This window comes from Kocuria sp. KRD140, assembly GCF_017168375.1.
Lineage (GTDB): Bacteria > Actinomycetota > Actinomycetes > Actinomycetales > Micrococcaceae > Kocuria > Kocuria marina.
In genome coordinates this window covers 66,780-88,720 of the sequence record NZ_JABFAW010000004.1, presented here as the reverse complement: position 1 = coordinate 88,720, position 21,941 = coordinate 66,780, and the positions used below count along the sequence as shown (strand labels likewise).

Annotated in this window: 21 protein-coding genes and 1 pseudogene; 7 read left to right on the top strand and 15 right to left on the bottom strand. The window is 67.6% G+C overall.

Going from position 1 to position 21,941, the window contains the following annotated elements:
• Nucleotides 1–103: 103 nt before the first annotated feature.
• Both J1M36_RS04610 and J1M36_RS04605 read right to left on the bottom strand, forming a co-directional pair.
• Nucleotides 104–445: a DUF202 domain-containing protein gene (locus tag J1M36_RS04610; RefSeq protein ID WP_064846484.1), complete on the bottom strand. Its 342-nt coding sequence runs from the start codon at nt 443–445 to the stop codon at nt 104–106.
• The gene (locus J1M36_RS04605) at nt 442–834 is read right to left on the bottom strand and encodes a YidH family protein (protein WP_064846485.1); all 393 of its coding nucleotides are present in this window, start codon (nt 832–834) and stop codon (nt 442–444) included. The genes J1M36_RS04610 and J1M36_RS04605 overlap by 4 nt, the downstream gene beginning before the upstream one ends.
• Nucleotides 835–1,014: 180 nt before the next feature.
• Between J1M36_RS04605 and J1M36_RS04600 the strand changes: the two genes are divergently transcribed.
• Nucleotides 1,015–1,458 (top strand): DUF4190 domain-containing protein, encoded by a 444-nt coding sequence (locus tag J1M36_RS04600; RefSeq protein ID WP_206478749.1) that lies wholly within the window; start codon nt 1,015–1,017, stop codon nt 1,456–1,458.
• Nucleotides 1,459–1,518: 60 nt separating this feature from the next.
• On the opposite strand, the gene J1M36_RS04595 is transcribed toward J1M36_RS04600, so the two are convergent.
• The 9 genes and pseudogenes from J1M36_RS04595 to paaA all read right to left on the bottom strand — a co-directional run bounded on the left by J1M36_RS04595 (nt 1,519) and on the right by paaA (nt 10,898).
• A complete protein-coding gene (locus J1M36_RS04595; RefSeq protein ID WP_064846487.1) occupies nt 1,519–3,516 on the bottom strand; it encodes a M13 family metallopeptidase in 1,998 nt (665 codons plus the stop codon).
• A 269-nt stretch (nt 3,517–3,785) separates the two neighbouring features.
• Nucleotides 3,786–4,691: pseudogene (locus J1M36_RS04585) on the bottom strand (serine hydrolase).
• A gap of 298 nt (nt 4,692–4,989) precedes the next feature.
• Nucleotides 4,990–5,856 carry a formate/nitrite transporter family protein gene (locus J1M36_RS04580; RefSeq protein ID WP_206398736.1) on the bottom strand — a complete coding sequence of 289 codons (867 nt, stop codon included), beginning with the start codon at nt 5,854–5,856 and terminating at the stop codon, nt 4,990–4,992.
• A gap of 189 nt (nt 5,857–6,045) precedes the next feature.
• Nucleotides 6,046–6,819, bottom strand: a complete 774-nt coding sequence (locus J1M36_RS04575) for an enoyl-CoA hydratase/isomerase family protein (RefSeq protein ID WP_206478747.1) — start codon at nt 6,817–6,819, stop codon at nt 6,046–6,048.
• 111 nt (nt 6,820–6,930) lie between these two features.
• Nucleotides 6,931–8,130, bottom strand: coding sequence for a 1,2-phenylacetyl-CoA epoxidase subunit PaaE (gene paaE / locus J1M36_RS04570; protein WP_206478746.1), 1,200 nt, complete (start codon nt 8,128–8,130; stop codon nt 6,931–6,933).
• A gap of 2 nt (nt 8,131–8,132) precedes the next feature.
• On the bottom strand, nt 8,133–8,648 hold the full coding sequence (gene paaD / locus J1M36_RS04565; protein WP_239317824.1) for a 1,2-phenylacetyl-CoA epoxidase subunit PaaD: 516 nt from the start codon (nt 8,646–8,648) through the stop codon (nt 8,133–8,135).
• A 71-nt stretch (nt 8,649–8,719) separates the two neighbouring features.
• Nucleotides 8,720–9,556, bottom strand: a complete 837-nt coding sequence (paaC, locus tag J1M36_RS04560; RefSeq protein WP_098053545.1) for a 1,2-phenylacetyl-CoA epoxidase subunit PaaC — start codon at nt 9,554–9,556, stop codon at nt 8,720–8,722.
• A complete protein-coding gene (paaB, locus tag J1M36_RS04555; RefSeq protein WP_064846493.1) occupies nt 9,553–9,849 on the bottom strand; it encodes a 1,2-phenylacetyl-CoA epoxidase subunit PaaB in 297 nt (98 codons plus the stop codon). Before paaB ends, paaC begins: the two co-directional genes overlap by 4 nt.
• 2 nt (nt 9,850–9,851) lie before the next feature.
• The gene (paaA, locus tag J1M36_RS04550) at nt 9,852–10,898 is read right to left on the bottom strand and encodes a 1,2-phenylacetyl-CoA epoxidase subunit PaaA (protein WP_064846494.1); all 1,047 of its coding nucleotides are present in this window, start codon (nt 10,896–10,898) and stop codon (nt 9,852–9,854) included.
• A 256-nt stretch (nt 10,899–11,154) separates the two neighbouring features.
• Between paaA and J1M36_RS04545 the strand changes: the two genes are divergently transcribed.
• From J1M36_RS04545 to J1M36_RS04530, 4 genes are all read left to right on the top strand, one after another.
• Nucleotides 11,155–11,565 (top strand): PaaI family thioesterase, encoded by a 411-nt coding sequence (locus tag J1M36_RS04545; RefSeq protein WP_064846495.1) that lies wholly within the window; start codon nt 11,155–11,157, stop codon nt 11,563–11,565.
• Between the two features lie 4 nt (nt 11,566–11,569).
• Entirely contained in the window at nt 11,570–12,907 is a 1,338-nt protein-coding gene (locus J1M36_RS04540) for an AMP-binding protein (protein ID WP_064846496.1), read from the top strand.
• 166 nt (nt 12,908–13,073) lie between these two features.
• Nucleotides 13,074–13,613, top strand: a complete 540-nt coding sequence (locus tag J1M36_RS04535) for a TetR/AcrR family transcriptional regulator (protein ID WP_241246883.1) — start codon at nt 13,074–13,076, stop codon at nt 13,611–13,613.
• Nucleotides 13,614–13,662: 49 nt separating this feature from the next.
• Nucleotides 13,663–14,076 (top strand): GNAT family N-acetyltransferase, encoded by a 414-nt coding sequence (locus J1M36_RS04530; RefSeq protein WP_064846498.1) that lies wholly within the window; start codon nt 13,663–13,665, stop codon nt 14,074–14,076.
• Between the two features lie 39 nt (nt 14,077–14,115).
• Here the strand turns inward: J1M36_RS04530 and J1M36_RS04525 are convergent, their stop codons facing one another.
• The 3 genes from J1M36_RS04525 to paaZ all read right to left on the bottom strand — a co-directional run bounded on the left by J1M36_RS04525 (nt 14,116) and on the right by paaZ (nt 18,001).
• Nucleotides 14,116–15,276 carry an ATP-binding protein gene (locus tag J1M36_RS04525; RefSeq protein WP_064846499.1) on the bottom strand — a complete coding sequence of 387 codons (1,161 nt, stop codon included), beginning with the start codon at nt 15,274–15,276 and terminating at the stop codon, nt 14,116–14,118.
• A 68-nt stretch (nt 15,277–15,344) separates the two neighbouring features.
• Nucleotides 15,345–15,869: a GNAT family N-acetyltransferase gene (locus tag J1M36_RS04520; protein WP_082943322.1), complete on the bottom strand. Its 525-nt coding sequence runs from the start codon at nt 15,867–15,869 to the stop codon at nt 15,345–15,347.
• Nucleotides 15,866–18,001, bottom strand: coding sequence for a phenylacetic acid degradation bifunctional protein PaaZ (gene paaZ / locus J1M36_RS04515; protein ID WP_206478745.1), 2,136 nt, complete (start codon nt 17,999–18,001; stop codon nt 15,866–15,868). Before paaZ ends, J1M36_RS04520 begins: the two co-directional genes overlap by 4 nt.
• 185 nt (nt 18,002–18,186) lie before the next feature.
• On the opposite strand from paaZ, the gene J1M36_RS04510 reads away from it, so the two are divergent.
• Entirely contained in the window at nt 18,187–18,669 is a 483-nt protein-coding gene (locus J1M36_RS04510; RefSeq protein ID WP_098053542.1) for a hotdog fold thioesterase, read from the top strand.
• 298 nt (nt 18,670–18,967) lie between these two features.
• On the opposite strand, the gene aceA is transcribed toward J1M36_RS04510, so the two are convergent.
• Complete coding sequence (gene aceA / locus J1M36_RS04505; RefSeq protein WP_064846502.1) at nt 18,968–20,254, bottom strand: isocitrate lyase; 1,287 nt, start codon at nt 20,252–20,254, stop codon at nt 18,968–18,970.
• 163 nt (nt 20,255–20,417) lie between these two features.
• Between aceA and J1M36_RS04500 the strand changes: the two genes are divergently transcribed.
• Nucleotides 20,418–21,941 (top strand): XRE family transcriptional regulator (locus J1M36_RS04500; RefSeq protein WP_241246858.1); only part of this gene is annotated, 1,524 nt, incomplete at its 3' end.

The window sequence follows — 21,941 nt, the reverse complement described above, 5'->3', positions numbered from 1 at the left end:
TCCGGCGCCGCAGCGGATCGCGGCGGCTGAGGGACATTATGCGCGGCATCGCAGCACACGTGGGGATCCCCACGCAAGGGTCCACCGAAGTGGCCACAAATTCTCAGAAGACGATCACCGTGATGATTCCCAGGGCGCCCAGCACCAGACACGTCCCGGAGGTCACGGCCACGGCCACCAGGTCCGGCGTGATCCGCTCCCCGGCGATTCCCACGGATTCCCGCCGATAACGCATGCGTTGTGTGGCATAGATCCCTCCGGAGAGGCACAACGCCACGGCGAACAACGAGAGCACGAACGTGCCGTGGGACGGGAGCCACTTCAGGTAGATCGCCGCGGCGGTGCACAGTGCCAGCATGGTCCGGCCCCAGGACAGCACGGTGCGCTCGGGTTGTAGTCCCGGATCTTCGTGCGTGCGCACGCCCGGCGGGGTGATGGAACTCATCGGGTCAGCACCACGACCACGAGCACCCCGGAGGCGATCGCGCCCCCCACCGCCACGAGCGGGACGATCAGCGGCAGGGGCAGGGGAGCCTTGTGCCGCATGGAACGTTCCACGCGCAGCCACCGCAGTGCGGCTCCGGCACTGAGGAACATGCCCAGCACCAGCAGAACCAGGGCCAGGAACTTGCGCACCGCGATGTCGAAGATGTCCCCGGTGAACGCCTCGATGGCGATGCCCCCGGCCAAGAAGGCCAGGGACGTGCGGATCCAGGCGAGGAACGTGCGTTCGTTTGCCAGCGTGAAGCGGGGGTCCGGTTCCGTCCCGCCGCGCAGGACACGGTGGCTGATCGATCCACGACGCCGCTCGGCCGGGTCTTCGGGGTGGCTCACGGTTCTCCTTCGTCTGGGCTCTCCGTACGCGCTTCTCGGCGCAGAAGCAGGATCCTGAGGTGATGGTATGCGCTCGGGGGCCGGAAGCGGCGTCGTGGGCGGGGGCGCACCCTTGTCCGCTCGTGCCGCGCACGAGAAGATGGTCGCATTCGCAGACCACTGGCGTAGGGGGAACAGGTCATGAGCACGAGCAACCACCCGGGCAGTGGCACCTCGCCCCACGAGGAAGGAACCCGGTACCCGGGGACCGAGTACCACCGCGACACGCAGCCCCTGTCCGTGTCGGCCGATACCCACCGTCCCTACGCGCAGCCCGCAGGACAGTGGCACTACGTCCCCGCCGGACCGGAGGACGCCCAGCGGCAACAGCAGGCGAGCTCCAGCTCGGAGACGTCACTCGTGCTGGGCATCCTGGGGGTCACCGTCCTGCCGATCCTCGCACCGTTCGCCCCGTGGCAGGCCACGAAGGCTGAGAAACTCGGCGGTAGGGCGACCGCGGGCAAGGTCCTGGGCTGGGTCGGTGTGGCGCTGCTGATCCTGATGGTGCTGTGGTTGGTGTTCTTCTTCGCGATCTGGGGATTCGCGATGAACGAGTTCATGCAGCAATCCCGCTCGAGCGTCTGAGACGCGCAGGAGCCCCGCCGGTCCGACCGGCGGGGCTCCGTCCACGTAGCTCGAGGGGCGCTACCAGATGGCCACGCGTTCCTCCTTCGGCAGCCACATGCCGTCTGAGTCCTGGACGTCGAACGCCTCGTAGAACGCGTCCACGTTGCGCGGGGTCTGGACAGCACGGAACTCGGCGGGGGAGTGCGGATCCGTGGCGATGCGTGTCTTTAGCGCCTCGTCCCGGGACTTCTCCTGCCACACGTAGGCCCAGGAGATGAACAGCCGCTGCGCGGGGGTGTACCCGTCGACGCTCTCGCTGTCCGGACGGTCCTTCTTCTCCTGCGCGGTCTTCCATGCCTTGTAGGCAATGGACAAGCCGCCCAGGTCTCCGATGTTCTCACCCAGGGTGAGTTCGCCGTTGACGTGCGGAGCGGCGTCGTCGTCCGCGAACTGCGCGGGGGACAGCGCCGCGTACTGGCCCACGAGACGGGCCGTGCGCTGCTCGAACGCCGCGCGGTCCTCGTCCGTCCACCAGTTGCGCAGCTTGCCCTCGCCGTCGCACGTGGAACCCTTGTCGTCGAAGCCGTGACCGATCTCGTGACCGATCACCGAGCCGATGGCCCCGTAGTTCACGGCGTCGTCCGCGTCCTCGTTGAAGAAGGGGGGCTGCAGGATGGCCGCGGGGAACACGATCTCGTTGCGCAGCGGGTGGTAGTACGCGTTGACCGTCTGCGGGGTCATGAGCCACTCGTGCTTCTCCACCGGCTTGCCGGCCTTGCGCGCGAGCTCGTCCACCGCGAACTGGGCGGTACGCACTACGTTGCCCACCAGGTCGTCCCCGCGCACCAGCAGGCCCGAGTAGTCCTTCCACTTCTCCGGGTAGCCGATCTTGGGAGTGAATCCGGAGAGCTTCTTGAGCGCCTCGGCCCGGGTGTCTTCCGTCATCCAGTCCAGGTGCTCGATCGAGTCGCGGTACGCCTCCAGCAGGTTCGCCACGAGCTCGTCCATGCGCGCCTTGGCGGACGGCGAGAAGTTCTCGGCGACGTACAGTTCGCCCACGGCCTCACCCAGGGCGCCGTTGACCAGCCCGACGCCGCGCTTCCAGCGTTCGCGCAACTGCGGCGTCCCGGAGAGCACGGTCCCGTAGAACGAGAAGTTCTGGTCCACGAAGGCCTGCGGCAGGTACGCAGCGCGGGCGGAGACCACGTGCCAGCGGGCCCAGGACTTCCACGCGTCCAGCAGATCGTCGGTGAGCAGCTCGTCCAGGCCCGTGAAGAAGCTGGGCTGGGCGTTGATCACGGTGCTCAGGTGCTCCGGGGTGAGCCCCATGCCCTCGAGCACGGCGTCCCAATCCAGGCGGGACACCTGGTCCGTGAGTTCCGCGAACCCCATGGGGTTGTACATCTTGGTGAGGTCCCGCACCGTGACCTTGTCCCAATGCTGCGCGGCGATGCGCGTCTCCAGCTCCATGACCGCCTGCGCCTGTTCGGCGGCGTCCTCGAATCCGGCCAGTTCGAGCATCTTCGCCACGTGCGCCACGTACTTCTCGCGGATCTCGGCGTACTGCTCCTCGCGGTAGTACTCCTCGTCCGGCAGTCCCAACCCGGACTGGCCCACGAACACGAGGTTGCGCTGCGGGTCCCCGGGGTCCGAGTCCAGGTCGATGTCCAGCGCCGCCCCGATCCCCCGGCGCATGGCCGTACCGAACCACTTGGACAGCGCACGCGGGGAGTCGATCGCGGCCACGGCGTCCAGGTCCTCGCGCAGCGGCTCGGTGGCCAGCTCCTCGATCCGGTCCGTGTCCATGAAGGACGCGTACAGCAGCGCGATCTTGGTCTCGGCGCTCTGCTCCGCCGGGTTCGACGCCGCGGCGCCGCCCTCCGCGCTTGCGCCCGTGATGATCTCGCGCACCGCCTGCTCGGCCTGATCCCGCAGTTCGATGAACGCCCCGGTGCTGGCCTTGTCGTCCGGGATCCGGGCCTCCTTCAGCCATGAACCGTTGACGTGGCGGAAGAGGTCGTCCTGCGGGCGGACCGAGCGGTCGAAGGCATCGAGGTCAAACACGGAAGTGGTCATGAGCCCCACGGTACTGAGCGGCGGTGGAGCGGGTCACACCGGGGCTCGGCCTGTTCCCGCAGGGCAGAACCGTACGGCGTCGTGCCCGTAGGGGCGGGACGGTCAGTCATGCGCAGAACATCTGAGGCCCGGAAATGCGATCAGAACCCGCCACCACCGGCCTTTTGGGGACTCAGATGTACCGGCGGATTGGCAGCCCCCGGTACGCCGTATCGCAATGATGACCTAAATGGGCGCCATCCGTGAGTATCTGCAGGACCTGGCGGTAGCTACGAACGCAGTGGCGAGCGATCTGCCCCCCCCACCGTGTTGGACAGAGGAATGGTCCGCTCCCTGCGGGCCGATTGTGTCAGGACCGCGACCGCGATAGGCGGTTCGTCGGGGTGGGAAATGACCCCAGCCTCATGGCTGAGCGCCGCCAAAGACCCAGTCTTGGCTGCGCTCTGGACACCCGGGTACGTGAAGACTTCAGCGAAACGGTGTCCCCATGCTTGTTATCCCAGTACATGCCGCATGAACGAGCGCTGGGAGGGAGTGGCTGCGTGGTCCTCCCAGATGAACGAAAGGATACCTACGAGATCGGAGGCCGTGGTACTCGATACCAGCAGGGGGTCGTATTCCCGGGGATCGGGCAGAAGGTAGGGATCCAGATTATCGGCGTCCCGGGCATCCTCGACCGTGTGCAGATCGGTTGCGAGAAGGTAGGGCCGGATATCGGTTTGCAGCAACCCGAGGTGTCTCAGAGTGTGTGCCACACGATCGTGACCCATGGCGCATAGCACCGCTTTTCCAGCCGTGTTGTCCGAGATGGTCGTCATCAATTCGACCAGGTCTCGACACGACATGCACACGGGGTCCAGGCATATCGACAACCCCGTGGGCCCGGGAACGCGGGTCTCAGGCACCAGATCGACCGGTGCAGCCGGGCCGATGAGGCCATCGTCCGCAGCCTGACAGAAGGCGGCCATGACAACGAGCTTGTACAGGGAAGCCGTTGGAAACCTGACCCCAGTCCGGTAATTGAAGGGAGGTAGCGGATCGGGCGTGAGGAGCGAACCGGTGGCAGTTTGACCTGCCCCACCGCCTGGAAAGCTGTCCTGCGGATCAACAATCCGAGCTACCTCCCGTGTCGGGTGAATCAGGTGAATATGGCCAGCCTGTACCCTTCTCGGCAACCATTCTCCATGGGGGTACGGGAAATGTTTATTCCTGTCGAGGGTGGGATCCGGATACTCAATGGTTGGAACACCGAAGCGGAAGGGCCGGCATTAGAGGAATTAATGGTCGATTTTGCTGGGCGTACAGGAAAGATTCCCATCAGACAGGCGAAGGCGCCCATTCCTGCGGGGGCTACCCAGCTCCCGGTGATGGGGTAACCCTTCCAGCCGCGATCGAGAGGACGATCAGAGGATTGTTGATCAAATGGGTAAACCCTTCACGGGAAACCGAACATGTGTCGACGAGGAGCATTTGTCACGGTCGGTCTTCCTCTTCCTCCTCGGACGACGCGTCCGAGATCCTCTCGCCGCGGCGCTCGGCCATGAGCAGTTCCCACGTGCGGATGAGGCGGGGGATGGAGATGATCACCAGGCCGCCGATCATGTTCAGCGGGATGACCCACGCGAACCACGCGAACCAGTCCAGGTAGGAGTAGTCCCAACCGGCGTGCATGGCCCCGAAGATCACGATGGAGTTCAGCGCTCCGTGGAGCATGCCCAGGCCCACGACCAACAGGCCGCCGATCAGGGAGATCACCGCGGTCATCATGTCGTTGTCCGTACCCTGCTGCATGCGGGTCATGAGGGTGATAGTGGAACCGGCCAACAGGGCCAGGCACACGGTCTCCAAACCGATCCCGTCCGCGACGTACCCCGAGGCGACCTCCACCAGGGAGTCCGTGAAGTCGGGGAACGCCGCCACGACCACCCACATGAACACCCAGCCACCCACGAGGTTGGCCAGCAGGGTCCCACCCCACAGCCGCACGAGTGACCACCACGTCCCGTGACCGGCGACCACCGCGTTGATGGGGAGCAGGAAGTCCTCGGTGAACAGCTCGGAGTGGGCCAGGCGCAACGCGAGCAGCCCCACGCCGAACGCGATGCCCGCCAGCAGTTTGGAGTCGGTGACATCCATGACCGCGAGCATGGCCATGATGCCCAGGCCCACATCGATCCCGCCGAAGAGGCCGGTGATGATCAACGCCCGCCACGTGCGGTGCAGCCGATCCGCGCCTTCCTGGACGGTGTTCTGGAACTCCTCGACCAGCTCGTCCTCAAGGGGCTGATCGGTGCGTCCCGAAGAACGCCGCTTGGACTCGCTGTCACGCGCTGTGGGCATGGGCCTCAGCGTAGGCCACGCGGGAAGCCATCACGCGATACATCTGTGCCCCGAAAAAACACGGACAGGCGCTTCCCGTGGTCTTTCCGGGGCACAGATGTACTCACCGCGTCGGAGCGGCCGCCCAGGTATGCGCAGCGAAGGCCGACGGCGTCCCTACTCACCGCGGCCCGGCTGCGGCCCAAGCGCTCAGTCCCGTCCCGTGAACTCCGGCTTGCGCTTCTGCTGGAAGGCCGTGAAGCCCTCCTTGTAGTCGTCCGTGGCGCACAGGGCCGCCTGGGCCTTGTTCTCCGCTGCCATGGACTCCCACAACCCCACGCGGTTGTCCCGCACCTGGGCCACGAGTTCCTTGGACGCCAGGTAGGACTGCGTGGCACCGCGGGCCACCTTCGACACCCGCTGCATGGTGAACTCCATGAGCTCCTCCGCCGGCACGGCTCGGGAGAACAGTCCCGCCGCCACGGCCTCAGCGCCGGTCATCAGCTCGGCGGTGTAGATCAGGTCCAGGGCGCGGTGGGGGCCCAGTCGTTCGGTGAACAGGGCGTGCCCGCCCGAGTCCAGCGTGGCCCCCAGGTTGGCGAACGGGGATCCGATGGTCGCGTCCTGCGCCACGTACACCACGTCCGTTGCGATCGCGAGCCCCAGCCCCACGCCTAAGCACGCGCCCTGCACCGCGGCGAACGTGGGCGCGGGGAACCGGGACATCTGCTGCAGCAGCGGTTGCACCTTGCCGGTGAGGTAGCCGTCGGTGTCGTCACTCGCCGGGTCTACGGCGGAGATGTCCCGGCCCGCGCAGAACGCGCGCCCATCGCCACTCAGCGCGAGCGCTCGCACGCCGGCCCGCTCGGCCTCGGTGTATGCGGCGGCGAGGTCGTCCAGCGCGGTCTCGTCCAGCGAGTTGAGCTTCTTGGGCGCGTCGAGCACCACGCGGGCGATCGCGTCCTCGATCGTCAGGTCGATCATGGGGTTCTCCTTGCGGTTCGGGGTTCCTGTGCGCCCCGCGGGGCGAGCGGGCAGGTACGACGACGACGCCGCGCGGTCCCGGCGCGGCGTCGTCGTCGGAGTGCATGGGACTCAGGCGTCGAAGTTCACACTCAACCGGTCGGACGTGGGGCGCGTCTGGCACGTGAGGACGTACCCGGCGTCCAGCTCGTCCTTCTCGAGCGCGAAGTTCTCCTCCATCTCGAACTCGCCGGAGGTGACCTTGGCGCGGCACGTGCCGCACACCCCGCCGGCGCACGCGAAGGGGACGTCCGGGCGCACGCGCAGGGCGGCGTTGAGAACGGTCTCCGCGGCGGACTTGGGAGACTTCACCTGGGCGGAGGTGCCGTCCAGGTTGAAGACGATCTTGTAGTTCTCGCCCTTGGGGTCCGCCTTGACCACGCGGCCCTGCTGGCCTTGCGGGGTGGTGGGCTTGCCGGTGGTGAACAGCTCGTAGCGCACGCGGGACTCGTCCACGCCGCGCTCCTTGAGGACGTCCCGGCACAGCTGCACGAGCTCGAAGGGCCCGCACAGGAACCACTCGTCCGTGGAGTCCACCTGGACCACGTGGTCCAGCAGCTCCTCGAGCTTGTCGTGGTCGATCCGCCCGGACATCAGCGGGGAGATCCGCTGCTCGCGGGAGAGCACGTGGTGCACGGCCAGGCGGGCGGGGTACTTGTCCTTGAGGTCCCCGAGCTCCTCCGAGAACATCACGTCCATGGACGAGCGGTTGGCGTAGATGACGTCTATCGCGGCGGTGTCGGAGGCGCGCAGCAGCGCGCGGGCGATCGCCATGATGGGCGTGATCCCGGACCCGGCGGCGAACGCCACCAGGTGCACGTTGCGCTTCTTGGCCACCTCCCGCTCGGCGAGCTTCTCGGGGTCGTTCATGGAGGTGATGTTGACCTTGGATGTGAACGCGCCCTGCGGGTTCATCACGTCCAGGGTGTCCCCGGCGGCGAGCTGCTCGTTCGCCCACGTGGAGAACACGCCGCCCATGTCTTTCTTGATGGCCACACGGATCTCACCCGGGGTGGGGTCCGCGCAGATCGAGTAAGAGCGGCGCACCTCGTGCCCGTTGATCTGCGAGCGGATGGCCACGTACTGCCCGGGCAGGTAGTTGTAGTCCGCCACGAGGTCCTCGGGGACCTCGAACGTGACCTCCACGGAGTCGGGGGTCAGCTTGCGCACCTCGGAGACCGCGAGGGTGTTGAACGTGGCGCGGCGCTTGCCGTCACCCGCGCTGGCCTCGGTGGCTTCCTCCACGGCAGAGGTGTCCGGCGTTTCGCTCATGATCAGTGCACCTTGAAGTAGTCGAAGGGTTCTTTGCAGTCGTTGCAGACCCACAGGGCCTTGCAGGACGTGGACCCGAAACGGGTCATTTCGCGGGTGTCCAGGGAACTGCAGTGCGGGCACTTCACGGCCAGGCTCAGTCGCACCGGTCCGGAGTTATGCCCGGCGGCGGTGCGCCCGGTGGGCGGGGCGATGCCGTACTCGCGCAGCTTGGCCTGGCCCTCGGTGGACATCCAGTCGGTGGTCCACGCCGGGCGCAGCACCTGCACCACGCGCACGTCCTCGTAGCCGGCGGCGGTGACCGCGGCTTCGAGATCCGCGGCCATGGTGTCCATGGCGGGGCAGCCCGAGTAGGTGGGGGTGATGACGACGACGTTCTCGTTCTCCCGCGCCACGGCGTCCCGCAGCACCCCGAGGTCCTCGAGCGTGATCACCGGGATCTCCGGGTCGCACACGGTGGCGGCGACGTCCCACAGGGCGGCGTCGTCCGGATCGCTCGGGCGCCGGGACGGCCCCAGGGGGACCTCCCGGGGCGCCACGCCGCCCGTGGGCGGCAGCGAGCGGGGCGGAACGCGGGAGAACACGGTGCTCACCACGTGGCGCCAGGATGCTGGCGGGCGAGCCACTGCATCTCGGCGAGGATGTACCCGCGGTACTCGGAGTAGGAGCCGTCACGCGGTGCGGCGGAGAGTCGGGCCTGGGCCACGCTCGGGACATCGAGCTCGGCCCCCGCCAGCAGGGCGGTGACGCGGTCCATGGTCCGCTCGCGCAGGCTGGAGGGCCGCACGGCGATGCCCTCGAGCTCGTCGTGCAGGGGCTCGTCCGCGAACAGCTCGTCCAGGTAGGGCCACATGTAGTAGAGGCCCTCCTGGATGCGCCGCTTGGACTCCTCGGTTCCGAGGCCCAGGCGCAGCATCCACTGGGCGGCGTGGTCCTGGTGGTACTCGACCTCCTTCAGCGCCTTGTCCGCGATCGCGGCCAGGGTCTGGTCCGTGGAGGACTGCAGCGCCGAGTAGAGCTCGTACTGGTAGAAGGAGAACAGCAGCTGACGCGCGATGGTCTGACCGAAGTCCCCGTTCTCCTGCTCCACGAGGCGCACGGAGCGGAACTCCTCCTCGTTGCGGAAGTACGCGAGCTCGTCCTCGGTCTTCCCCCACGCGGAGCCCGCGTAGGTCAGCAGGAAGCGCGCGTGGCCGATGAGGTCCAGCGCGATGTTGCCGAGGGCGATGTCCTCCTCGAGTTCGGGGGCCCGGGAGATCCACCAGCCCAGGCGCTGGGACAGCATCAGGGCGTCGTCGCCGAGACGCAGAGCGTACTGGGCCACGGCTTCCGAGGCCTTGCCGCCGGTCTCCGCGATCTCCTCGGCGGTGATCGCGTCACCCGCGGACTGCTTGGTGGCGGAGTCGTGGGAGGCGAACGCGCTCACAGGTGCTTCACCCCTTCGCTCTTGGTGTAGTACGTGGCGTGGCGGTAGCTCTTGCCCTGCGCGGACTCGAAGTAGCCGCCCTTGGAGTCCGGGTCCGACGCCGTGATGGCGTTCGCGGGCACCACCCACACGCTCGTGCCCTCGTTGCGCCGGGTGTAGAGGTCACGCGCGTTGCGCACGGCCATGGTGGCGTCCGGGGCGTGCAGGGAGCCCGCGTGCACGTGGGACAGCCCGCGCGAAGAACGCACGAAGACCTCCCACAGGGGCCAATTACCGTTCTGGTTCTCGCTCATGCTCACGCTCCGATCAGTTCTGCGGAGCCGCGGCCCGCCATGACGGTGGTCTGGTCGATCGCCACGGCGGCCTCGGGGGACGACGCCGCTGCTTCGCGCGCCTGGCGCTCGGCGTAGGCCTGCGCGGCCTCGCGCACCCACGCACCGTTCGCGTGGGCCTCACGACGGCGCTTCATGCGTTGGACGTTGCACGGCCCGGAGCCCTTGATCACGGACATGAATTCGTTCCAGTCCAGCTGGCCGTAGTCGTAGTGGCCGCGGGCCTCGTTCCACTTCAGGTCCGGGTCCGGCAGGGTCAGACCCAGGGCCTCGGCCTGCGGGACGATCATGTCCACGAAGCGCTGGCGCAGCTCGTCGTTGGAGAAGCGCTTGATGTTCCACTCCATGGACTGCTGCGAGTTGGGGGAGTCGGCGTCCGGGGGACCGAACATCTGCAGGGCGGGGCCGTAGAAGCGGTTCACGGCCTCCTGGGCCATCTGCTTCTGTGCCTCGGTGCCGTGGGAGAGCTCGTAGAGGATCTCCCAGCCCTGGCGCTGGTGGAAGGACTCCTCCTTGCAGATGCGCACCATGGCGCGGCCGTACGGGCCATACGAGGCGCGGCACAGCGGCACCTGATTGCAGATCGCGGCGCCGTCCACGAGCCAGCCGATCGCGCCCATGTCCGCCCAGGTGCGGGCCGGGTAGTTGAAGATCGAGGAGTACTTGGCCTTGCCGCTCAGCAGCTGCTCGTTGAGCACGGAGCGCGGGGTGCCCAGGGTCTCCGCCGCGGAGTAGAGGTACAGCCCGTGGCCGGCCTCGTCCTGGACCTTGGCCATCAGCACGGCCTTGCGCTTGAGGCTCGGGGCGCGGGTGATCCAGTTGGCCTCCGGCTGCATACCGATTATCTCGGAGTGCGCGTGCTGGGAGACCTGGCGGGTCAGGCTCTTCCGGTAGGCCTCCGGCATCCAGTCCCGGGGCTCCACGCGGGAGTCCTCGCTGAGGAGGTGCTCGAAGTGCTGCTGCTCGGCGGTGGGCTCCGCCTGGTCCGCAGAGGTGGTCTGCTCAGTCATGGTGTGTGTCCTCGGTTCGCGGGTGAGATGGGAGCGGAGGATGAACTCTGTACGCTGCCGACAATAATAACTGACCGCTCGTTCAGAATATAGGCCCCCGGTGTGGTCGTCAACACAATTTCCGCCCGGGAGGCGGGGGGTTCGCCAATGGATGTGCAGGGGTGACGACGCCGCGGCGGAGCCCTGGACTTGTTGACACACGTCACATTTCGCGGTTACCTACTGACCGATCGTTCTGAAAATCTGAGGAGCCCCCGTGCCACACCATCCCGTCCTCACTGGCGACCGTGCCTCCGAGTGGTTGGGGATCACCGTGCAGCGCGTGGACCCCGGGCACTGCGTGATCTCCATGGCCGTGCGGGAGGAGATGCTCAACGGCTTCGGCATCGTGCACGGCGGGATGATCTTCGCGCTCGCGGACTCGTGCTTCGCCATGACGTGCAACGACCCGGAACCGGACGGCACCTCCATGACCGTGGCTCAGGGCGTGGACATCAACTTCCTCAGCTCGGCCCACCCGGGCCAGACCCTCGTCGCGGAGGGTCGCCAGATCGCCACCACCGGGCGCAGCGGCCTGTGCGACATCACCGTCTCCACCCAGGACGGGGACGTCGTCGCCCAGTTCCGCGGCCGCAGCCGCACCGTGCCCCTTCGCCAGAAAGCGTGAACCCATGACGTCGTGCTCCGTGCCCAGCCCGTACCACCCCGTGGCCTCCGGGGACTCCTCTCAGCCGGATCCCGAGGAGCTGATGAGCCGGGACCAGATCGAGGCGCTGCAGACGGAGCGCCTGAACTGGACCCTGCACTACGCGTACGAGAACGTGCCCGCCTACCAGGAGCTCTTCGACGAGCACGGGGTGCACCCGGATGACTTCCGGGAGCTCGAGGACCTCGCGAAGTTCCCTTACACGGACAAGGAATTCCTGCGCAAGGCCTACCCGTTCACGTCCTTTGCCACGCCCATGTCCGAGATCCGACGCATCCACGCGTCGTCGGGCACCACCGGGCAGCCCACCGTGGTGGCCTACACGGAGGAGGACCTGCAGACATGGGGGGCCCTCGTGGCACGCTGCTTCCGGCTCTCGGGAATGAAGCCCGGGGACAAGGTGCACAACGCGTACGGCTACGGGCTGTTCACCGGCGGGCTGGGCGCTCACTACGGTGCGGAGCGCCTGGGATGCGCCGTGATCCCGATGTCCGGAGGGCAGACGGAAAAACAGGTGCAGCTCATCCGAGACTTCGAGCCGCAGGCCATCCTCTCCACCCCCACGTACCTGCTCACCATCGCGGACGGCTTCCGCAAGCTCGGTCTCGACCCGCGCGAGACCTCCCTGCGGCACGCGGTACTCGGGGCGGAGCCGTGGACCGAGGAGATGCGCCACGAGATCGAGAAGACGTTCAACATCTCCGCGTGCGACATCTACGGCCTCTCCGAGGTCATGGGTCCCGGCGTGGCCGGCGAGTCCTGCGAGACGAAGGACGGTTCGCACATCTGGGAGGACCACTTCCGCCCGGAGGTCATCGACCCGTTCGACGACACCGTGCTGCCCACCGGCCGCCCCGGCGAACTCGTGTTTACCGCCCTGACCAAGCAGGCGCTGCCAATCATCCGCTACCGCACCCACGACCTCACCCGTCTGCTGCCGGGCACCGCGCGTCCGGGTCACCGGCGCATGGGCCGGATCACGGGGCGCTCGGACGACATGATCATCCTGCGCGGTGTGAACCTCTTCCCGTCCCAGATCGAGGAACTCGCGCTGAAGATCCCCGCGCTTTCCCCGCACTTCACGCTCGAGATCACCCGGCCCCACCGCATGGACCAGATGACCATCCACATCGAGCGCCGCGAGGAAGCCACCCTGGAGCAGGCCCAGGAGGGTGGCAAGAAGCTGCTGCACGACATCAAGACGAAGATCGGTTCGAGCGCCACGATCGACATCGCCGAGCCCGGGACCCTCGCACGTTCCTCGGGCAAGCTGCGCCGCGTCTACGACCACCGTGACAAGTGAGTTCCGGCGTTGCCGGGGCCCGCTGCGGCGGTGGAGCCCAGGTGACGAGCCGGTAGCCTGAGGTTCTCCGTTCCCGACAGCCCGACAGAAGGTCGAGGTCCCCGTCCATGCCCACGCCGCGGCGGCCCCCAAGCGAGGCCGTCCCGGGTACGACCGAGAGACCCTGCTGTCCGTGTGCGTGGACGTCTTCAACCGCTACGGCTACGACGCCACCTCCATGGGGACCCTCTCCAAGCACCTGGGGATCTCCAAGTCCGCGATCTACCACCACGTGGAGTCCAAGGAGGCGATTCTCGGCCAAGCCCTGGACCGTGCGCTGGACTCGCTGGAGGCGGTCTTCGAGTCCGTCCTGGCTTCGGACCACGGGCCGGTCAACAAGCTCGAGGCGATCCTCGACGGCTCGGTGCGGGTGCTCGTGGACCAGATGCCCTACGTGACCCTGCTGCTGCGCCTGCGTGGGAACTCGGAGATCGAGGAGGCCGCGCTGCAGCGTCGTCGCACCCTGACCCGCACGGTCGAGGACCTGGTGCGCGAGGCGCAGGAGCTGGGGGAGCTGCGCACGGACGTCTCCGGCAAGTCCGCACCGCGTCTGATGCTGGGCATGGTCAACTCGATCGTGGACTGGTACCAGCCCGGCCGCTCGGGCACAGTGGACCAGCTCACGGCGACCGTGGTGACGATGGTCTTCTCGGGCCTGCGGGCGTAGCCGGCGCTCCCTCCGCAGGGAGGTGTCCAGGCCCGCCTAGGGTGAGCCCATGGACATCTCCCGTTCCCGAGATCTCGACCACGCTGCGCTGATCCGCCTGTACGACGCCGTCGGGTGGCGCTCCTACACGCGGCGCCCCGAGGACTTCGGGCCCATGGTCCAGAACGCGTGGCTGGTCATCTCCGCGTGGGATGCGGGGGAGCTCGTGGGAATGGCCCGGGTCGTCGGCGACGGTGTGACGGTGGCGTACATCCAGGACCTGCTGGTGGACCCGGACCACCAGCGGCGGGGCATCGGTCGTGCGCTGCTCACCGAGGTGCTGGACGAGACGTCCCACATCCGCCAGGTCTACATCACCACCGACGATCCCCTCTGGAACCGCCATGTGGTGAAGCTCTACCGCTCCCTGGGATTCCGCCCCACCTCGGACCTGGGCTGCACCACGCTCGCCATCATGCGGTGAGCCGATGCGCTTGAGCAGCCCGTCGTCGAGGTTGAGTTTTCAGTCCTCGGTGCCGTCCTGCTCCAAGATGTAGCTGCTGAATCCGGGCGCTGTGAAAGCCAGCAAACCCCTGGTGGGCGAATCGAGAATCCCTTTGTCCATGAGAGAACGCCGGGCCATGCTGATGGCCGTGGTCGGCTTTCCCATGGCGGCTGCCACGTCGGCCCTGCGCGGTGCGGGGCTGGACTGCAGTGCGATGGCGCGCAGCAGTTCGCGTTCCGCAGGCGTAGCTTTACCCCATCTGGTGCGGTAGAACACATCCAGCTGTTCGAGCACCTCATCCTCGGACGCCTCCACTGCACCCAGCGTGATCGTCCCGCCAGGGTCGGGAAAACCCGCCGATTCCCATGCGGCGTGTGCCCACAGCTGGAGGAAGTGGGGGTAGCCGTGAGCTTTCTCCAGGACGGCCTCCACTGCTTGGTACTGCCAGGAGACACCGAACTTGATGGCGGGTTCGGACAGCGCGTTGTACGCGGCTTCCCGGCTCAGGTCCTTCAAGCGGACGAACTCGAAGCGTTCTCCGAACGTGGCGGCATCCGTGACCACATCCGACGTGTGACCCAATCCGGCCGCTACGAGGGTGGCTGGCAGGGGGCTTTCATCCCGGGAACGAAGATGCTGCCATGCATAGGCCAGCGCTTTCAGTGCCGTGTGATCCGCTGCCTGGAGCTCATCGATGAAGATCGCCAGGCCCCCGCCGTGCCGGTGCAGTGAGTGCGCAGTGGCGGCGATCAGGGCTTCAAGGGCCTGTCCCGGGGCCTCGGCCGTGGAGCGTCCCTGACCGGGAGAGGTTGTGGCCCCCAGACCTGCGACACTCACGGAGAGTTCCAGGTTCCGGATCAGGGATGCGATCTCCTGCGCGGCCGCGGAGTGCCACGCGCGGGTCAGCTTCTCGAGTTCTGCGGACAGGACGGGCAGAAGGTCGGCATCGCCAGCGGTGATCCAGACCGGGGTCAGTCCTCGTTCGCGTGCAGCTCGTTGGCCATACCGCAGCAAAGACGTTTTGCCGACCCCTCGGCTCCCTACGTACACGCGTGGCCGAGCAATGAATGCTTTTTCGTCCGCTACATGCTGCATCTGAACGCGTAGTCGAACCATGTGTGTTTCTCGCCCGGGAAGGAATGCGGTGACCTCGCCAGGGGTGTACGGGGAGCGCTGCATGGATACTCCTTTATAAAAACCGCTGAACTATAAAGAAGTATATAGAGGCTTCTGGCCAACGTGCCCGGTCAGTACAGCTGGGATGCCGGGCCCGGGTTCTGCAGCTGCTTCTTGAAACCGACGTGGGACGAGCGGTAGCCCAGACGCTCGTAGAAACGGTGGGCATCAGGCCGCGAGGTGTCGGTGGTCAGCTGCAGCAGTGAACAGCCCGAGTCGAGCGCAACGGTCTCCGCCCAGGCGAACATTCGTTCCCCCAGCCCCTGACCGCGAAGGGTGGAGGACACCCGAACGGACTCTATCTGCAGGCGGCGTGTGCCCCCGCGAGACAGGCCCGGGATCACCGTGAGCTGCATGGTGCCCACCACATCGCCCGCGTCGTTCCGGACGGCGGTCAGGAACTGGTGCGGATCGGCGGCGATCTCCTGGAAGGCGCGCTCGTAGGCACCCATGTCCCCGCCTTCCCGAGTGCTCCCCAGCGGATCGTCCGCCAGCAGGCGCACGATTGCGGGGAGGTCCTCCGGACGTACCCGGATGGGGCGGTACCGGGACCCGTCCAGCAGTGTCCAGGTGGTGTCCGTCACATGGATCGTCACGCCACGTCCTGGTCTGCCCCGCTGTCCGCCACCGGCCACCGCTTGGCCACCAGCGTCAGGACGTCGTAGGTGGCCACGATCTCGTCCTTCTGGTTGGTCAGGCGGGCATCCCAGGCCACCTCGCCGTACTCGTCCGTGACACGCGGGGTGATCTTCTTGGCGGTCAGGGTCACGCGGATGGCGTCGTCGTAGGTCACCGGGGTGATGAAGCGCAGGTTCTCCAGCCCGTAGTTGGCGAGTACTGGCCCGGGGGCGGGCTCCACGAAGAGCCCCGCGGCCCACGAGACCAGCAGGTAGCCGTGGGCCACCCGCCGGGGGAAGAACGGGTTGGCCATGGCGGCTTCCTCGTCCGTGTGGGCGTAGAACGTGTCCCCGGTCTTCTCCGCGAATTCCAGGATGTCCTCGAGTGAGACCGTGCGCAGGTCCGAGACGAACTGGTCCCCGATCCGCAGGGTCTGCAGCGACTTCCGGAAGGGGTGCTCCCCAGTGCCGTTCTCCACGTCCTCGCGGGTCACGGTGTTGGCGGTCGCGCCCCAGTGCCACTGGCCAGTGATCCCGGTCAGTAGGTTCGGGGAGCCCTGGACGGCGGTGCGCTGCATGTAGTGCTTGACCGCGCGCACGCCACCGAGTTCCTCCCCACCACCGGCGCGGCCGGGGCCGCCGTGGACCAGGTGGGGAACGGGGGAGCCGTGACCTGTGGAGGTTTTAGCGTCGTCCCGATCCAGGAAGAGCACGCGACCGTGGTACGCACCGATTCCGGAGGCGAACTGCGCCGCGAGCTCGGGGGAGTGAGTGCACACGGTCGCCACGAGCGAGCCGCCGCCCAGCGCGGCGATCTCCACGGCGTCCGCGATGTCCCCCGAGTATCCCAGCACCGAGGTGACCGGGCCGAACGCCTCGAGCTCGTGGACGGCGGGGGTGCGTGCGTCGTCGAACGAGAGCACCGTGACGGGGAAGAAGGCGCCCTGCTCCGGCAGGGACGCGAGTTCCTCGGGACCGCCGAGTTCCACGGTGGCGCCGGCGTCGATCAGGGCGCGCACGGAGCGCAGCACCTCGAAGTGCTGGTCGTCGGACGCGAGCGGGCCCACCGTGGTGGCGGAATCGCGCGGGTCGCCGACGACGGCGCGCTGCGCCACCCTCTCCCGCAGCGCGGCGATCACGGCGGGCTTGAGCGCCTGCGGAACGATGACCCGGCGGATCGCGGTGCACTTCTGCCCGGCCTTGACGGTGATCTCCAGGACCACGGACTTCACGAACGCCTCGAACTCGGGGGAGTCCTCGGTGACGTCCGGGGCCATGATCGCGGCGTTGAGCGAATCGGTCTCCGCCGTGAAACGCACGCCCTTCTCCTGCACGTTGGTGTGGGCGCGCAGCGACTGGGCGGTGGCGGCCGAGCCGGTGAAGGCCACGTGGTCGCGGGCGTCCAGGTGGTCCAGCAGATCGCGCGCGGCGCCGGAGATCAGCTGCAGGGAACCCTCCGGCAGCAGCCCGGAGTCCAGCATGAGCCGCACGCACGCCTCGGTCACGTACCCGGTGGGGGTCGCGGGTTTCACGATGGTGGGCACCCCGGCGAGGAATGCGGGCGCAAACTTCTCGAGCATGCCCCACACGGGGAAGTTGAACGCGTTAATCTGCACGGCCACACCGGACAGCCGGGTGTAGATGTGCTCACCCAGGAACGAGCCGTCCCGCGAGAGCTGTTCCACCGCGCCGTCCACGATCACGTTGGCGTTGGGCAGTTCGCGCTGTCCCTTGGACGAGAACGTGAAGAGGGTCCCGATCCCACCGTCGATGTCGATCAGGTGGTCCTTGGCCGTGGCCCCGGTCGCGTAGGAGATCTCGTACAGCTCCTCCTTGTGCTCGCCCAGGTATTGCGCGAGCTGCTTGAGGATCAGGGCGCGGTCGTGGATGCGCAGTTGCCCCAGTGCGGCCTGGCCCACGGTGCGTCCGTGGTCCAGGGCGCCCGCGGTGTCGATCCCGTCCGTGCTCACCCGGGCCACGAGCTCCCCGGTGGTGGCATTGCGCACGTCCGCGATCTTCTGCGGGTCCTTCGGCCGCCACCACTTCCCGGCGACGAAGCTGGGCAGGATCTGCGGTTCCTGGGCCTCGGATGCCTGGGACTGGGTGTTCACGCGGGGTCCTCCGAACTTTCGCGGCCATCAGTCGAACGATCGGTCAGTATTTGCTCCAGGATAACCTAGGTCACACAAGGGCACCATGGTCACCACGCTCCGCCGTCGGCGTTCGACGCCGCTCTGCGACGCCGCTCAGCGCGGCTCACCGGCGCGGCGTGGGGCCTGATCACCGAGGAGTCAGCATGCACGAGGATCCCACCCGCGCGGACGTCCGCGCCGAGAACGCACGAGTCGCGTCCCCCGCCGAGGAGTTCGGTGAGGCGTACGAGCCGTGGATCATCGAGTTGGGTGAACTGGACGAGAAGATGGGCGTGGTGGTGGAGGAGCAGTCCGCCGAGCGCGTGGTGGCGACCATGCCCGTGGAGGGCAACCGGCAGTCCCTGGGGCTGCTGCACGGCGGCGCGTCCGTGGCGCTCGGGGAGATGCTGGGCTCGTGGGCCGCGGTGATCCACGGCTCCACCATGGGCAAGGTGGCCGTGGGCGTGGACATCAACGCGACCCACCACGCCTCCGCTACAAGCGGCCGGGTGCGCGGCGTGGCCACGGCGATCCACCTGGGGCGCAGCGTCACGAACCACGAGGTGGTCATCACCCACATCGACACCGGCAAGCGCCTGTGCACCGTGCGGATCACCAATTACCTCAAGCCCGCGAAGCGCTCCTGAGCATTCGTCCGACGATGCCGCGGTGCCCGTCCCTCGGGAAGGGCACCGCGGCGTCGTCGTCCGCGGAGCCGCTCCGGCACCGCGGAGGGCGCGCGGAACCGCCCCGGCACCGCAGGGAACACACGGAACCGCCCCGGCACCGCGTGGGAACGGTGTCGGGGCGGTTCGTGGTCCGCGGGAGGGCTGAGGAGTCCCCTCTCATGCCGCGCGGACAGGGTGGACGCGGAGACCGGATGCCCGGAGTTCTTTGGCCTCAGTGACCGTGCTCCGGTCTCCGCGGGTCTTCAGGGCGCCGGGTTCAGAACTGGGCGCTCTCGGTGGAGCCCGTGAGGGCGATCGTGGAGGAGTTGGGGTTGACCACCTGGGAGACCAGGTCGAAGTACCCGGTACCCACCTCGCGCTGGTGCTTGGTGGCGGTGTAACCGCGCTCCTCGGCGGCGAACTCGCGCTCCTGCAGTTCCACGTACGAGGTCATCTGGTTGCGGGCGTAGCCGTGGGCCAGATCGAACATCGAGTAGTTCAGCGCGTGGAAACCGGCCAGGGTGATGAACTGGAAGCGGTAGCCCATGGCGGAGAGTTCGCGCTGGAACTTGGCGATGGTCTCGTCGTCCAGGTGCTTCTTCCAGTTGAAGGACGGCGAGCAGTTGTACGCGAGCATCTGGTCCGGGAAGTCCTCATGCACGGCATCCGCGAACTGGCGGGCCAGCTTGAGATCCGGCGTGCCGGTCTCCATCCAGATCAGGTCCGAGTAGGGGGCGTACGCCTTGGCGCGGGCGATGCAGGGCTCCACACCGTTGCGGACCTTGTAGAAGCCCTCCGGGGTGCGCTCGCCGGTGATGAACTCGGCGTCCTGCTCGTCGATGTCCGAGGTGATCAGGGTGGCCGCCTCGGCATCCGTGCGGGCGATGATGATGCTGGGGACGTCCTCCACGTCCGCCGCGAGGCGGGCCGCGTTGAGGGTGCGGATGTGCTGCTGGGTGGGGATCAGCACCTTGCCGCCCAGGTGACCGCACTTCTTCTCGGAGGCCAACTGGTCCTCCCAGTGCACACCGGCCGCACCGGCGTCGATCATGGACTTCATGAGCTCGAAGGCGTTGAGCGGTCCGCCGAAGCCGGCCTCCGCGTCCGCGACGATCGGCGCCATCCAGTTCTCCACGGTGTGGACGTCCTCGGCGTGCTCGATCTGGTCCGCACGCTTGAGCGCGTTGTTGATCCGGCGCACCACCTGGGGAACCGAGTTCGCCGGGTAGAGGGACTGGTCCGGGTAGGTCTGGCCCGCGAGGTTCGCGTCACCGGCGACCTGCCAACCGGAGAGGTAGATCGCCTTGAGCCCGGCCTTGACCTGCTGGACGGCCTGGTTACCGGTCAGAGCGCCCAGAGCATTGATGTAATCCTCCGAGTTGAGCAGGTACCAGAGCCGTTCCGCACCGCGGCGGGCGTTGGTGTGCTCTTCTCGAAAGGAACCCTGCAGACGCAGGACCTCCTCGGGGGCGTAGTCACGGGTCACGCCGGCCCAGCGGGGGTTCTCCTCCCAGTCCCGGGCGAGTTCCTCGGCGCTGCGGAGGTTGCTGTTCTCGTTGCTCATCTCGTTCTCCTTTGATCGTTCGAGCCGGCGGCCTCGGTGGGAGCTCCGCACGGGTAACTTGATGTGTTCCACTTTTGCCGCGATCTGCACTCCCGCATAGAGGCTTTTGGGATGAAGAATCGGTTTTCTTCACGTTTGAAGAAAATCTGCCTAAACTCGGACTATGACCCCGGACACAGGACCCCGCAGGCGTCGTCGCACCGGCGACGGCGCTCCCCCTCGCGCCGCCGCACCGCGGAGCGCTCACGGCTTGGAACCCGCGCGCGCTGCGCGGTCGCGGGGTACGGAGCCCGCCCGGACGGCAACACCGCGGCGCACGGACCCCGCGTCCGGCACGCGGGTCCCCGCGCGCTCGTCGTCCGACGTGCCACCCGAGGAGTCCGGTGACCCGACCGATCCGATCGTGCTGGGGCGGCGGATCCGCTACCGCCGCAAGCGACTGCGAATCACGCTCGAGGAGCTCGCGCGCACCGTGGGCATGGCGGCGTCGGCGCTGTCGCTGATCGAGAACGGCAAGCGCGAACCCAAGCTCAGCGCGCTGTCCGCCATCGCTGCCGCGCTGGACATGAGCGTGGAGCAACTGCTGGGGACCAAGGCGCCGTCGCGCCGCATGGAACTGGAGATCCAGGTGGAGCGCGTGCAGCGCGGACCCATGTACGCGTCCCTCGGGTTGCCCACGGTGCGGGTGGGGCCGGGCACGAGTACCGAGACCCTCGAGGCGCTCGCGGCACTGCAGCGGCAACTCGCCCAGCGGCTCGAGGAACAAGCGGCCACGCCCGAGGAGGCCCGGCGCGCCAACACGCAATTGCGAGCACGCATGCGGGGGATCGACAACTACTTCGAACGCATCGAGACCATGGCCGCGGACCTGCTCGCCGCGATCCGCCACACGGGCGGACCGCTGTCCGAGCACCACATCTCGCGGCTCGTGGAGCACGTGGGATTCGAGATCCACCAGGTCCCGGACCTGCCGCACTCCACGCGCTCGGTCACGGACCTGCGCAACCGCCGGTTCTACCTGCCGGCCACCGCCGGGGCGGGCTCGCCGTGGTCGGTGTTGTTGCAGGCCGTGGGGCATCACTTGCTTGAACACCACCGCCCGGCGGACTACGGCGAGTTCCTGGAACAGCGCGTGGAGACGAATTACTTCGCAGCGGCCCTGATGATCCCGGAGGCCTCCGCGGTGGACCTGCTGGGCCGCGCCAAGTCCCAGCGGGAGTTGTCCGTGGACGACCTACGGGACGCGTTCGCGGTGTCCCACGAGACCGCGGCACACCGGATGACCAACTTGATGACCCACCACTTCGGCATCCCCACCCACTTCGAGAAGGTGCACTCCTCCGGGATCATCCACAAGGCGTGGCAGAACGACGGGTTGCAGTTGCCCACCGACCACAGCGGCGCGGTGGAGGGGCAGAGGGCCTGCCGGTTCTTCTCCGCGCGGCAGGCGTTCTCGGGGACCAACCGGTTGCTGTCCCACTTCCAGTACACCGACACCCCGCACGGCACGTTCTGGTGCTCGGCCCGCGTGGAGGGATCCGAGAACGGGGAATTCTCCATCTCTTTCGGTGTGCCGTACGAGCACGTCAAATGGTTCCGGGGCCGCGCCACCACGGTGCGCCACACCTCCACCTGCCCCGACCCCGCGTGCTGCCAACAGCCCGCCCCGGCGCTCGCCGAGCAGTGG

Bases quoted from the DNA above. Each gene is read 5' to 3' on its own strand.
- J1M36_RS04575 (WP_206478747.1), bottom strand. From the start codon at position 6,819: ATGATCGACCTGACGATCGAGGACGCGATCGCCCGCGTGGTGCTCGAC.
- paaB (WP_064846493.1), bottom strand. From the start codon at position 9,849: ATGAGCGAGAACCAGAACGGTAATTGGCCCCTGTGGGAGGTCTTCGTG.
- J1M36_RS04510 (WP_098053542.1), top strand. From the start codon at position 18,187: ATGCACGAGGATCCCACCCGCGCGGACGTCCGCGCCGAGAACGCACGA.
- paaA (WP_064846494.1), bottom strand. From the start codon at position 10,898: ATGACTGAGCAGACCACCTCTGCGGACCAGGCGGAGCCCACCGCCGAG.
- aceA (WP_064846502.1), bottom strand. From the start codon at position 20,254: ATGAGCAACGAGAACAGCAACCTCCGCAGCGCCGAGGAACTCGCCCGG.
- J1M36_RS04600 (WP_206478749.1), top strand. From the start codon at position 1,015: ATGAGCACGAGCAACCACCCGGGCAGTGGCACCTCGCCCCACGAGGAA.
- J1M36_RS04595 (WP_064846487.1), bottom strand. From the start codon at position 3,516: ATGACCACTTCCGTGTTTGACCTCGATGCCTTCGACCGCTCGGTCCGC.
- J1M36_RS04530 (WP_064846498.1), top strand. From the start codon at position 13,663: ATGGACATCTCCCGTTCCCGAGATCTCGACCACGCTGCGCTGATCCGC.
- J1M36_RS04610 (WP_064846484.1), bottom strand. From the start codon at position 445: ATGAGTTCCATCACCCCGCCGGGCGTGCGCACGCACGAAGATCCGGGA.
- J1M36_RS04540 (WP_064846496.1), top strand. From the start codon at position 11,570: ATGACGTCGTGCTCCGTGCCCAGCCCGTACCACCCCGTGGCCTCCGGG.
- paaE (WP_206478746.1), bottom strand. From the start codon at position 8,130: ATGAGCGAAACGCCGGACACCTCTGCCGTGGAGGAAGCCACCGAGGCC.
- J1M36_RS04525 (WP_064846499.1), bottom strand. From the start codon at position 15,276: ATGCAGCGCTCCCCGTACACCCCTGGCGAGGTCACCGCATTCCTTCCC.
- J1M36_RS04580 (WP_206398736.1), bottom strand. From the start codon at position 5,856: ATGCCCACAGCGCGTGACAGCGAGTCCAAGCGGCGTTCTTCGGGACGC.